This is a genomic window from Burkholderia plantarii, from assembly GCF_001411805.1.
GTDB classification, from domain to species: Bacteria; Pseudomonadota; Gammaproteobacteria; order Burkholderiales; family Burkholderiaceae; genus Burkholderia; species Burkholderia plantarii.
This window is the reverse complement of the sequence record NZ_CP007213.1, coordinates 2961348-2973478: the sequence shown is the minus strand read 5'-3', so window position 1 is coordinate 2973478 and position 12131 is coordinate 2961348. Positions and strand designations below refer to the sequence as shown.

Genomic DNA, 12131 nt, shown 5'->3' with positions numbered 1-12131 from the left:
TCGAGTGAAACGACGGGAAATGCGAAGGAAACAGCGATTCCGCTATCGGGCAAACGACGCGCCCCGCCGGCGGCGGCCCCCGCGCGCACGTAAGACTCCGTAAGCCGTCTTAAGGCGAAGCAAGCATGAGCGCACCGGCTTCGCTTATAGTCACCGGATTGCATGCCGGCGCGGCGGGCCGTTGCCGCGTTTCGCCGTTCGTTTCCGTTTCTTTCCGTTTATCCCGAGCACATGTCCGATACGCCCATCCAGGTCCTGCTGGTCGACGACGATGCCGCGCTGCGCGATCTGCTCCGCACCTTTTTCCAGCAACGTGGCATCGAGGTGTCGGTGCTGCACGACGCCACCACGCTGGAGCGGCGCCTCGAGCGCGAGCGGCCGTCGGTGATCGTGCTCGACCTGATGATGCCCGGCATCGACGGGCTGACCGTGCTCAAGCAGCTGCGCGCGAGCGGCGACACGATCCCGGTGATCATGCTGACGGCGCGCGCCGACGGCGTCGATCGCGTGATCGGCCTCGAACTCGGCGCCGACGACTATCTCGGCAAGCCGTTCATGCCGCAGGAACTGCTCGCGCGGATCCACGCGGTGCTGCGCCGCCACGCGCCGGCCGGCCTCGCGCGGCCCGCCGCCGAACGGCGCGAGGCGCTGCGCTTCGGCCCGTTCCGGCTCGACTTCACGACCCGCACGCTGTATCGCGACACCGAGGCGCTCAAGCTCACGGGCGGCGAATACGCGCTGCTCGAAGTGTTCGCGATGCATCCGATGGAGACGCTCTCTCGCGCGCGGCTGCTCGACATGCTGCACGGGCCGTATTCGAACCTGACCGAGCGCGGCATCGACGTGCCGGTCTGGCGCCTGCGCCGCCTGCTGGAAGACGACCCGGCCCAGCCGCGCTACGTGCAGACGATGCGCGGCGTCGGCTACATGTTCGTGCCCGGCGGCGATGGTGATGAAGCGCCGGTTTGACACGCTGTTCGTCCGGCTCGCGTTGATGGCGATCGGCCTCGTGCTGGTGGTCCACGCGATCGGCCTGATGCTGCTCGACCGCGAGCGGCTGCGCCTGGAAGTGGAGCAGACGCGCCGCGTGATCGCGCTGTCCACGCAGGCGCAGGCGAGCGGCAGCGCGCTCGGGCTGGCGGTCAGCGCGATGCTCGGCACCTCGTTCGTCGACGTGAAGGACGCCGTGGCGTTCGGCTGCCCGAAGCCCTGCGTCGACACCTACGGGCCGTTCGAGCGCCATCTGCGCGAGGCGATGCCGCCCGGCACGCACGTGGTCGGCGACGGCAGCTCGCGCACCATCTGGGCACGTTATCCGGGCGCGCGCTACTGGATCACGCTGCCCTCGACGATGCCGTCGGTCACGCGCTTCATCGGCGCCTCGTCGCTGACGATGCTGATCGGCATCGGCCTCGCGATCTTCGGCGCGTGGCGCATCCAGCGCCCGCTGCGGCGGCTGGCGCAGGCGGTGCGCGATTTCCGGCTCGGCAACCGGCAGCCGGCGGTGCCGGTCGGCGGCCCGCGCGAGGTCAAGGACGTGATCGCGAACTTCAACGAGATGGTGAGCGAGCTGGCGCAGGGCGAGCAGGAGCGCGCGGTGATGCTGGCGGGCCTCGCGCACGACCTGCGCGCGCCGATCACGCGCATGCAGGTGCGTGCCGACCTGCTGCCCGACCAGGCCACGCGCAACGGCTTCCTGCGCGATGCCGAGGCGCTCTCGCGGATCGTCACGCAGTTCCTCGATTTCGCGGGCGAGGGCGCGGAGCCGTCGCCAACCGCGAGCGTCGACGCGCATTGCCGCCAGCATTACGGCGGCGAACTCGACGACGCGCTGGTCAGCGTCGACCTGCGCGCCGGCGAGGGTTTCCGGTTGCCGCTCGTCGATCTCGACCGGATTCTGTCGAACCTGATCGAGAACGCGATGACCTACGGCGAGCCGCCGGTGGAGATCTCCACGGTGGCGCTCGCCCAGGGTTACCGGCTGGTGGTGCGCGATCACGGACCGGGCATTCCCGAGGCCGAACTCGAGCGCGCGCAGCGGCCGTTCGTGCGGCTCGACGCGGCGCGCGGCGGCGACGCGCATTGCGGGCTCGGGCTCGCGATCGTCAAGCGGCTGGTGCGCCAGCGGCGCGGCAGCTTCGTCGCCTCGAACGCCGACGACGGTGGCTTCGTGGTCACCATGACGTTTCCGGCGGCGTGACGCGACGAGCGGGCGGCCGGCGGCACCGCTCCGCCATTGCGCTGGAAGGCCCGACAGCGATGCGCGGCCAGCTTGCCGGTCGTGCTTGCGCGTTCGCGCGCGAGCCCCGAGAATCGTCGTTCCCGTTCAACCGAACCCAGACGACGAGCGACCTCATGGCTTACGACGACAACAACATCTTCGCGAAGATCCTGCGCGGCGAGCTGCCCTGCACGAAGGTCTGCGAGACCGATACGACGATCGCGTTCATGGACATCATGCCCCAGTCGCCGGCGCACGTGCTGATCGTGCCGAAGGAAGCGGCGGTGATGCTCTACGAGCTGTCCGATGAAGCGGCGGCCGAGTGCATTCGCATGAGCAAGCGCGTCGCGCTCGCGATCCGCGAGGCGCTGCAGCCGGACGGCCTGTTCGTCGGCCAGTTCAACGGCGAGGCGGCCGGGCAGACGGTGCCGCACGTCCACTTCCACCTGATCCCGCGCTGGGCCACCCAGCCGCTCGGCGCGCACTCGCGCGAGGTGGCCGATCCCGCCGAACTGACGGCCATGGCCGAGCGGATTCGCGCGGCGCTGAAGTAAGGGAGGGCGGCGGGGCCGGCCACGCCGTCCCGTCACGTTCTCGTCACCCACCCGCCGGCCGCGTCCGGTTCGCCGTCAGGCGGCCTCGCGCGGCCGTTCGCCGTGGCGGCGCGGCTCGCGTCGGCACCCCATCCGCCACCTCACAGCTGGCCGTCCACCGGCAGCATCCGGAACAGCCCCGTCAGCGCGTTGCGCAGCAGCCCCGCGTGCGGATCGACGCTGTAGGTGCGCTGCTGGCCATCCTCCACGTCGGTCCAGACCAGCGGCGAATGCCAGCCGTTCGGCGACGGCGACGGATCGGCCAGCGTCACGCGGTAGCTCTCGGTCGGCGCCGTGACGTGGTCGAACAGCGTGGCGACTTCGCCGGCCAGCTGCGGGCTGCGGATCACCAGCGCGAGTTCGGTGTTGAGGTAGGCCGAGCGCGGATCGAGATTGAGCGAGCCGATCACCAGCGTGCTGCGGTCCACCACGTAGGCCTTCGCATGCAGGCTCGCGCGCGACTGCGAGCCGAACATCCGCATGGTCGAGCCTTGCGGCTGCTCGGCACGGAATTCGTAGAGCTCCACGCCGCGTTCGAGCAGCGGCACGCGGTAGGGCGCGTAGCCGGCCTGCACGGCCACCGCGTCGGTGGCCGCGAGCGAATTGGTCAGCACGGCCACCCGCACGCCGCGCGCGACGAGCTGGCCGAGCGCCTCGACGCCGGCGTCGTGCGGCACGAAGTATGGCGAGATCAGCAGGAATTCGCGGCGCGCCTCCTTGGTCAGCATCGCCAGCTGCTGCATCGGCGGGCTCTGGTAGGTGCCGGCCGCCATCGCGATCTTTTCCGGCGAATCGACCGCGAACGTCGCATTGGCCCACACCAGCCCGAGTTGCTCGCGTGCGATCTGGTCGGCGAGCGGCGTGGCGTTCAGCGGCTTCGCGTCGTAGGGGGTGGCGTTCTCGCGCCAGTGCTCGCGCAGCGCGTCGCGCGTGCGATCGAGATCCTGCGGATCGAAATGCTGGTGATCGAGCACGCGCAGCGGGTAGGCGCTCGCGCTCGCCCAGTAGGTGTCGAAGCTGCGCGAAATGTCGGCCGTGACGGGGCCGGCCGCGAGCACGTCGAGATCGCGGAACTGCAGCGTCGGGCTCGCGCTGAAATACTCGTCGCCGAGGTTGCGGCCGCCGACGATCGCGAGCTGGTTGTCGGCGATCATCGCCTTGTTGTGCATGCGCCGCGTGAAGCGGTCGATCTTCGAGACGAAATCGGCGGTGCGCGCGAACACGCCGCGCCCGGTCGCCCCGAACGGGTTGAACACGCGGATCTCGATGTTCGGATGCGCGTTCAGCGACGCCATCACCTGCCCGATGTCCTTGAAGTTCAGGTCGTCCACCAGCATCCGCACCCGCACGCCGCGATCGGCCGCGTAGAGCGCCGCGGCCAGCAGCAGCTTGCCGGTGGTGTCCTCGGTGGCGATGTAGTACTGCATGTCGAGCGTTTTGGTGGCCGCGCGCGCGAGCGCGATGCGCATCTGCAGCGCGTCGGTGCCGACCGACAGCACGCGAAAGCCCGATTGCCCCGGATGCGCGCGCTCCGGCGCCGCGAGCGCGTCGCGCAGCGGCGTGGGCGTATCCGGCGGCAGCGCGTGCGAGACGGGGCGCGACAGCGTGGTGGCGGGCGGATGCGTGGCGCAGCCGGCTAGCCACAGCGCGGCCAGGGCGGCTACGGCGAAGCGGCGAGCCGCGTGCGCCGGGTGGCGGACGCACGGCTCGCGACGGACGGGGGTGGCCGGCACGCTGCGGACTCCTTGGGGATGCGAGGCGAGTGGGGCGCCGGCGGGCGGGAACGCCGGGCGCGGTGTGCGCAACGATTCTACGGGCGAGCCCCGCCGGCGGCAACCGGCGGGCGATCCGGCGCGACCCGCGCCACATGGAGGGCGGCCCGTGCCGCTCGCGGTCGCGCGAGCCCGCGTCCCGTTGCCGGCTGCCGGCGCGGGAACGCCGTTTGCGCGCGAGCGGCGGCGCGCGCTGCGGGGAACTGCTGCGGCAGGCGCCGGCGGGCATGCCGCGGCCTCGGTGTACCATCGGACGGCGGCCGCCATCGCAGCGTGGCGGCCGCGATGCCACGCGCAGCCACGGCACGCGAACGCGCGACAACCAGGGGCCGCCCGCCGGCGCGGGCGGCGTGATGCGGACGATCCAGGACGGGACCCGATGCGGGACAAGGCGGCGGAACTGAAGGCGAGCAAGCGGCGCGCGCTCGGATTGCTGATCGGCGTGACGGCCGTGTTCATCGTCACGCTGGGTTTCCCGGGCGGCGTCTGGGTGGACGGCGTGAAGGCCGTGGCCGAGGCCGCGATGGTGGGCGCGCTGGCCGACTGGTTCGCGGTGGCGGCGCTGTTCCGGCGTGTGCCGATCCCGATCGTGTCGCGCCATACCGAGATCGTGCCGCGCAATCAGGCACGCATCGCCGACAATCTCGCGCAGTTCGTGCATGACCGCTTTCTCGATCCGGCCTCGATCGTCGCGCTGATCCGGCGCCACGATCCGGCCGAACGCTTCGCGCAGTGGCTCGTCGAGCCGGCCAACAAGGCGCTGCTCGGCGGCTACGTGGCGAGGCTCGCGAGCCTCGCGCTCGACATGGTCGACGACGCGCGCGTGCGCGGCTTCATTCGCGACGCATTGCGCGCCGCGCTGGACCGGATCGACCTGTCGCGCTCGGCCGGCGCGATCCTCGAGACGCTGACGCACGACGGGCGCCACCAGCAACTGCTCGACGACGGCATCGCGCAGCTCGTCGCGCTGCTGCGCGAGCCCGACAACCGCGCCGCGATCGCCGCCTACATCGTCGAATGGCTGAAGGGCCGCTATCCGAAGATGGAGCGCGTGATGCCGACCGCCTGGATCAGCGAGAGCGGCGCCGAGCTGATCGCCAACACGGTCACGCGCATGCTGGGGCAGATCGGCGAGGATCCGGACCACCAGTTGCGGCGCAGCTTCGACGCCACCGCCGAACGGCTGGTCGAGCGGCTCAAGACCGACCCGCGGTTCCTTGAAAAGGGCGAGGAACTGAAGCGCTACCTGCGCGACGGCGAGGCGTTCAACGGCTACGTGGCCGAGCTCTGGACCCAACTGCGCGACTGGCTCAAGGCCGATCTCGCGCGCGAGGATTCGGTGCTGCACCGGCAGGCCGCCGCGCTCGGCGGCTGGCTCGGCGAGCGGCTCGCGGCGAGCCCGGCGCTGCGCGCCTCGATGAACGAGCACGTCGAGAAGGCCGCCGCCGAGATGGCGCCCGAGTTCGCGGTGTTCCTCACGCGCCACATCAGCGACACGGTCCGCAACTGGGATACGGCGGAGATGTCGCGTCAGGTCGAGCTCAACATCGGCCGCGACCTGCAGAGCATCCGCGTCAACGGCACGGTGGTGGGCGGGCTGATCGGGCTCGCGCTGTATCTCGTGACCTGCGCGGCGCGCTGGGCCGGCGCCTGGGTGCCGCCGCACTGAGCGCGGCGCGGGCCGGCGCCGCCGGTGGTTCGATGCGGCACGATGAGGATGCCGATGTGATGGGAGCGGCGGCCGATGCCGCATTGGCCTCCCGCCAGCATCAGGCGCCGCCGAGACGGGCCGGACGGCTGCTTGCCGGGCATCGACCGGCCGCGCGCGGGCTGCCGCCGGGCCATCGCCAGCAGGCCATCGCCGCGCCGCTTCCAGGCTGCCAGCCCGCTGCCGCCGGGGCCGCGCCGCGCCGCAGCGAGGCTGTTTTCGTGCCGTTTCCCGCCCCTGCGCCCCCCTCGCCGACGCTTATCACCGTCGCGCGCGGCGTTGTGGTGTAATCGCGCGGCCGTAAGCTGCCATTCATCCGCGTGAAGGAGTGCCCGTGTCTCCCGTGTCCGTCTTCAAACTCGTCCTGCTGTCGTTCGCCGCGATCGTCGTGCTCGAGCTCGTCGCCAAGAAGCTGCGGCTGCCGCCGGCCGCCGCGCTGCTGGTGGGCGGCGCGGGCATCGCGTTCGTGCCGGGCCTGCCGCCCGTCAACCTCGATCCCGATCTGGTGCTGATCGTGTTCCTGCCGCCGCTGTTGGTGGACGGCGCGTATTTCTCGGTCTGGGAGGAGTTCAAGCGCAACCTGGGCGGCATCATGCTGCTGGCGATCGGCGCGGTGGTGTTCACCACGCTCGCGGTCGGCGCGGCCGTGCATTGGGTCGTGCCGGCGCTGCCGTGGGCCGCCTGCTTCACGCTTGGGGCGATCGTCTCGCCGCCCGACGCGGTGGCCGCCAAGGCCGTGCTCGAACGGGTCGCGCTGCCGCGCCGGCTGATGGTGCTGCTCGAGGGCGAGAGCCTGCTCAACGACGCGGCCGGCCTGGTGCTGTTCCGCTTCGCGGTGGCCGCCGCGCTGACCGGCGCGTTCAGCTTCGAGGGCGCGGTGGTGCGCTTCGCGGAACTCGGGCTGGGCGGCGTGGCGGTGGGCTTCATCATCGGCTGGCTGCTGATCCGCTTCATTCGATTGTTGTCCGACGAATACCTGATCGTCACGACCGCCGTGCTCGGCGGGTGGGTCAGCTACATCGCCGGCGAGACGCTGGAGGTGTCGGGCGTGATCTCGGCCGTCACGATGGGCATGATGCTCGGCTGGCACCAGCACGAGATCTTCAGCGCCACGGTGCGGGTCCGCTCCACGGCGTTCTGGCAGATCATGGTGTTCCTGCTGGAGGCGCTGGTGTTCGTGCTGATCGGGCTGTCGCTGCGCGGCGTGATGCTGCGCCTGGGCGGCTTCGGCGAGGTGTTCGCCACCATGACGCCGGCCGTGCTCGCGGTGCTGGCGGCCGTGATCGGCTCGCGCTTCGTCTGGGTGTTCGCGGTCGAGACGCTGAAGCTGCCGCGCCGCTGGCTCGGCCATGCGGAACCGCGCGCGGACTGGCGCGCGGCCACCGTGATGAGCTGGGCCGGCATGCGCGGGGTGGTGACGCTCGCGATCGCGCTGTCGCTGCCCGAGGCGATGCCGGGCCGCGACATGATCCTGGTGGCCGCGTTCGCGGTGATCCTCGTCACGGTGCTGCTGCAGGGCACCACCATCGGCCCGCTGATCCGGCTGGTCGCGCCGCGCGACGCGCATGCGCCCGATGCGCGCCACCTGAGCGAGCCGCAGGCCTGGAGCCGGCTCGCGCGCGCGCAGCTCGGGGCGATCGAGCCGCTGGTGCGCGACGCCGCCGGCAACGTCGTGCATCCTCGCCTGCTCGAGCAATACACCTATCGCGCGGCGATGGCCGAGCGCTTCCAGCACGAGACCGCGTTCCCGGCGCAGGACGTCCACGCGCACTACGACGTGGTGCTCGCGGCGGTCTCGGCCGGGCGCGCCGAGATGCTGAAGATGCATCGCGGCGGCTTGATCCACGACGAGATCCTGCACGTGCTCGAACGCGATCTCGACCTGCAGGAAGTCACGGCGCGCCACGCCATGGAATGAACGGCGCGAGCCGGGCCTGGAGCTGTTGCGAACCTCCACCACGAACCCGGGGCGTCACCGACGAAACGGTCCGCCATCGCCACCATCGCCACCGGCCTGCTGGCCGGCCTCTTCGCCGGCACCGCGCACGCCGGGATCGAGCCGCGGACGCGCTGCTTGCGCTCCGCCGCCGCGGCGATCCACTTCGAATTCCGCGCCTTCGACGATTCCGGTCCGGACTGGTCGGGCGGCTACGTGCGCTACGGCAGCGGCAAGTGGTGAGCGCCCGGCACGGCGGGGCGGGGCTCGACATGCCCGCCATCGCCGTGCATCGAGTCGGTCGTCCGATCCGCCTTCAAATCCCCCTTCAACCCCGCTTCCGGATTCCCGCTCCGCTCCGGTTCCGCGCGCGCTGACGATTGCCTTACTCGTTGCGCCCGCCAGCAGCCCGCGCGCCGATCTTCTACAATCGAACCCATCGCTCGCCGCACCGCGCGCCGGGTTTCACGTCGGTGGCCGTGCGCTTCCCGCCTTGCTCCCCCGCTTCCCGCCGCGCGCGACGGCATGCTTTTGCATTGGTCAATCTGCAGGTAACGAGCCGCCCGCGTCGTAGGCCGACGCAGGTGTCCGCCACGCCGTGCGCCGGAAACCGGCACGCGGCATCCACCGAGAGCGTCCCCATGAAAGCATCCGATCTGTTCGTCAAGGCACTGGAAGCGGAGGGCGTCGAATACGTATTCGGCATCCCCGGCGAAGAAAATCTCGATCTGCTCGAATCGATCCGCCATTCGCGGATCAAGCTGGTGCTGACGCGCCACGAGCAGGCGGCCGGCTTCATGGCCGCCACCTACGGGCGGCTCACCGGCCGCGCCGGCGTCTGCCTCTCCACGCTCGGCCCGGGCGCCACCAACCTCGTCACGGCCGCTGCCTACGCGCAGCTGGGCGGCATGCCGATGCTGATGATCACCGGCCAGAAGCCGATCAAGACCAGCAAGCAGGGCCATTTCCAGATCGTCGACGTGGTCGACATGATGCAGCCGCTCACCAAGCTCACGCGCCAGATCGTGTCGATCGGCCATATCCCGTCGGCGGTGCGCGAGGCGTTCCGGCGCGCCGAGGACGAGCGCCCCGGCGCGACCCATCTCGAACTGCCCGAGGACATCGCGCACGAGGAAGGGGACGGCAAGCCGATCCCGGCCAGCTACAGCCGCCGCCCGGTGGCCGAGGAAAAGGCGGTGGCGCGCGCGGTCGAGGCGATCCGCCAGGCCCGCCATCCGCTCCTGATGATCGGCGCGGGCGGCAACCGCAAGACCAGCTGCAAGATGCTGCGCGAGTTCGTGGACGCCACCGGCATCCCGTTCTTCACGACGCAGATGGGCAAGGGCGTGATCGACGAATCGCATCCGCTCTGGCTCGGCAACGCCACGCTGTCCGACGGCGATTTCGTGCATCGCGCGATCGACCACGCCGACTGCATCATCAACGTCGGCCACGACGTGATCGAGAAGCCGCCGTTCTTCATGCGCGGCGGCGACAAGACGGTCATCCACGTCAACTTCCTCGGCGCGCAGGTCGATCCGGTCTATTTCCCGCAGATCGAGGTGGTGGGCGACATCGCCAACGCGGTCTGGCAGATGAAGCAGGCGCTGGCCGAGCCGCCGAAGTGGGACTTCTCGCGCTTCATGCTGATCAAGGAGCGCTTCGACGCGCATCTGAAGAAGGGCGAGGACGACCCGCGCTTCCCGCTGCACCCGGTGCGGGTGGTGCATGACCTGTACGGCGCGCTGCCCGGGGACGGCATCGCCTGCCTCGACAACGGCATGTACAAGATCTGGTTCGCGCGCTACTGGCGCGCCCACGAGCCGAACTCGCTGCTGCTCGACAACGCGCTGGCCTCGATGGGCGCCGGGCTGCCCTCGGCGATCGCCACCAAGATCGTCCATCCGCACAGGAAGGTGGTGGCGATCTGCGGCGACGGCGGCTTCATGATGAATTCGCAGGAGCTGGAGACGGCGGTGCGCCTGAAGCTCGACCTGGTGGTGCTGGTGCTGCGCGACGACGCGTTCGGCATGATCCGCTGGAAGCAGGAGAACATGAACTTCCCCGACTACGCGATGACGCTCGACAACCCCGACTTCGTCGCCTATGCGCAAAGCTACGGCGCGCACGGCCATCGCGCGGAATCGGCCGACGCGCTCGCGCCGCTGCTCGCGCGCTGCCTGGCAAGCCCGGGCGTGCATCTGGTCGACGTGCCGATCGACTACTCGGACAACGAGAAGATCCTGAACCGCGAGATCCCGCGCCTGTCCGCGCAGCTCTGAGCGGCCGCCACGCCGTTTTCTTTCCTGCTGTCCTTACCGCACGGAGGCATCCCCCATGAAGGAATCCTATCCGTATTACCTCGCCAACGAGGCCGTGTACGCCAACACCGATCTCGAAGTCACCGACAAGTTCAGCGGCAAGGTGGCCACGCGCGTCGCGCTGGCCGACGCGAAGGCGATCGACGCCGCGATCGCGGCGGCCGTCGAGGCCCGGAAGCCGCTGCGCGAATGGCCCGCGTTCCGCCGCCAGGCCGTGCTCGACCATTGCGTCGCGCGCTTTCGCGAGCGCTTCGACGAACTCGCCGACGCGCTCTGCATCGAGGCCGGCAAGCCGATCAACGATTCGAAGGGCGAGGTCACGCGCCTGATCGACACGTTCCGCGTGGCCGCCGAGGAATCGGTGCGGATCGGCGGCGAACTGGTGAACCTGGAGATCTCGCCGCGCGCGCAGGGCTATTCGGGCTACACGAAGCGCGTGCCGATCGGGCCGTGCTCGTTCATCTCGCCGTTCAATTTCCCGCTGAACCTCACGGCCCACAAGGTCGCGCCGGCGCTCGCGGTGGGCTGCCCGTTCGTGCTGAAGCCGGCCAGCCGCACGCCGATCGGCGCGCTGATCATCGGCGAGGTGCTGGCCGAGACCGATCTGCCGAAGGGCGCGTTCTCGGTGCTGCCCGCGCGGCGCGACGGCGCGGACCTGTTCACCACCGACGAGCGCTTCAAGCTGCTGTCGTTCACCGGCTCGCCGGCGGTGGGCTGGGACCTGAAGCAGAAGGCCGGCAAGAAGAAGGTGGTGCTCGAACTGGGCGGCAACGCGGCCGCGATCGTCGACGCGGACCAGCGCGAGCGGCTCGACTACGTGGTGGACCGGCTGATCTTCGGCGCGTTCTACCAGTCCGGCCAGAGCTGCATCGGCGTGCAGCGGATCCTGGCCCACGCGAGCCTCTACGACGCGCTGCGCGAGAAGCTGGTCGCGAAGACGCGCGCGCTGAAGATGGGCAACCCGAAGGACCCGCAGACCTTCGTCGGGCCGATGATCTCCGAGTCCGAGTCGAAGCGGCTGGCTGGCTGGATGGAGGCGGCGGTCGGCGCGGGCGCGAGGATCGTGGCGGGCGGCAAGGTGGACGGCGTGATGTTCGAGGCCACGTTGCTCGAGAACGTCGGCCGCGAGCAGGATCTATACCGCAAGGAGGCGTTCGGGCCGGTCGCGCTGCTGGAGCCGTTCGAGCGCTTCGACGAGGCGCTCGCGCGCGTCAACGACAGCGACTTCGGCCTGCAGGCCGGCGTGTTCACCGATTCGCTCGCGCACGCGCACCGCGCCTGGGACGAACTCGAGGTGGGCGGCGTGGTGATCAACGACGTGCCGTCGTTCCGCGTCGACAACATGCCCTACGGCGGCGTCAAGGATTCGGGCCTCGGCCGCGAGGGCGTGCGCTACGCGATGGAGGACATGACCGAGCCGCGCCTGATGGTGATCCGCCAGCCGTCCTGAGCATCGCGCGGGCGGTTCGCACCGGGATGGCCGTGCCCGGGGCTCCCGATGCGGACCGCCATGTCCCGGGGGGCGGTCCGGTTCGCCGGCGTGGCCCGGGGTGCCGCCCGGGCGCCGCCGGGGCAGTTCC

Annotated in this window: 9 protein-coding genes; 8 read left to right on the top strand and 1 reads right to left on the bottom strand. The window is 70.5% G+C overall.

The window, feature by feature from the left end; all coding sequences use genetic code 11:
• Positions 1-231: 231 nt before the first annotated feature.
• The 3 genes from bpln_RS29305 (at position 232) to bpln_RS29295 (ending at position 2775) form a co-directional block, all read left to right on the top strand.
• Positions 232-969 carry a response regulator gene (locus bpln_RS29305; protein WP_042628640.1) on the top strand — a complete coding sequence of 246 codons (738 nt, stop codon included), beginning with the start codon at positions 232-234 and terminating at the stop codon, positions 967-969.
• The gene (locus tag bpln_RS29300) at positions 953-2200 is read left to right on the top strand and encodes an ATP-binding protein (RefSeq protein WP_042629573.1); all 1248 of its coding nucleotides are present in this window, start codon (positions 953-955) and stop codon (positions 2198-2200) included. Before bpln_RS29305 ends, bpln_RS29300 begins: the two co-directional genes overlap by 17 nt.
• Positions 2201-2355: 155 nt before the next feature.
• Positions 2356-2775 carry an HIT family protein gene (locus tag bpln_RS29295; protein ID WP_055140791.1) on the top strand — a complete coding sequence of 140 codons (420 nt, stop codon included), beginning with the start codon at positions 2356-2358 and terminating at the stop codon, positions 2773-2775.
• A 140-nt stretch (positions 2776-2915) separates the two neighbouring features.
• Here bpln_RS29295 and bpln_RS29290 read toward each other — a convergent pair whose 3' ends face one another.
• Positions 2916-4547 (bottom strand): phospholipase D family protein, encoded by a 1632-nt coding sequence (locus tag bpln_RS29290; protein ID WP_055140790.1) that lies wholly within the window; start codon positions 4545-4547, stop codon positions 2916-2918.
• Positions 4548-4965: 418 nt separating this feature from the next.
• Between bpln_RS29290 and bpln_RS29285 the strand changes: the two genes are divergently transcribed.
• From bpln_RS29285 to bpln_RS29270, 5 genes are all read left to right on the top strand, one after another.
• Positions 4966-6255 carry a DUF445 domain-containing protein gene (locus bpln_RS29285; RefSeq protein WP_055140789.1) on the top strand — a complete coding sequence of 430 codons (1290 nt, stop codon included), beginning with the start codon at positions 4966-4968 and terminating at the stop codon, positions 6253-6255.
• 32 nt (positions 6256-6287) lie between these two features.
• Complete coding sequence (locus bpln_RS36340; protein WP_148654227.1) at positions 6288-6584, top strand: hypothetical protein; 297 nt, start codon at positions 6288-6290, stop codon at positions 6582-6584.
• 44 nt (positions 6585-6628) lie between these two features.
• Entirely contained in the window at positions 6629-8212 is a 1584-nt protein-coding gene (locus bpln_RS29280; protein WP_055141263.1) for a Na+/H+ antiporter, read from the top strand.
• A 659-nt stretch (positions 8213-8871) separates the two neighbouring features.
• Positions 8872-10512 carry an acetolactate synthase large subunit gene (locus tag bpln_RS29275; protein WP_042628636.1) on the top strand — a complete coding sequence of 547 codons (1641 nt, stop codon included), beginning with the start codon at positions 8872-8874 and terminating at the stop codon, positions 10510-10512.
• A 55-nt stretch (positions 10513-10567) separates the two neighbouring features.
• Positions 10568-12001 (top strand): aldehyde dehydrogenase family protein, encoded by a 1434-nt coding sequence (locus bpln_RS29270; protein ID WP_055140788.1) that lies wholly within the window; start codon positions 10568-10570, stop codon positions 11999-12001.
• Positions 12002-12131: the final 130 nt, after the last annotated feature.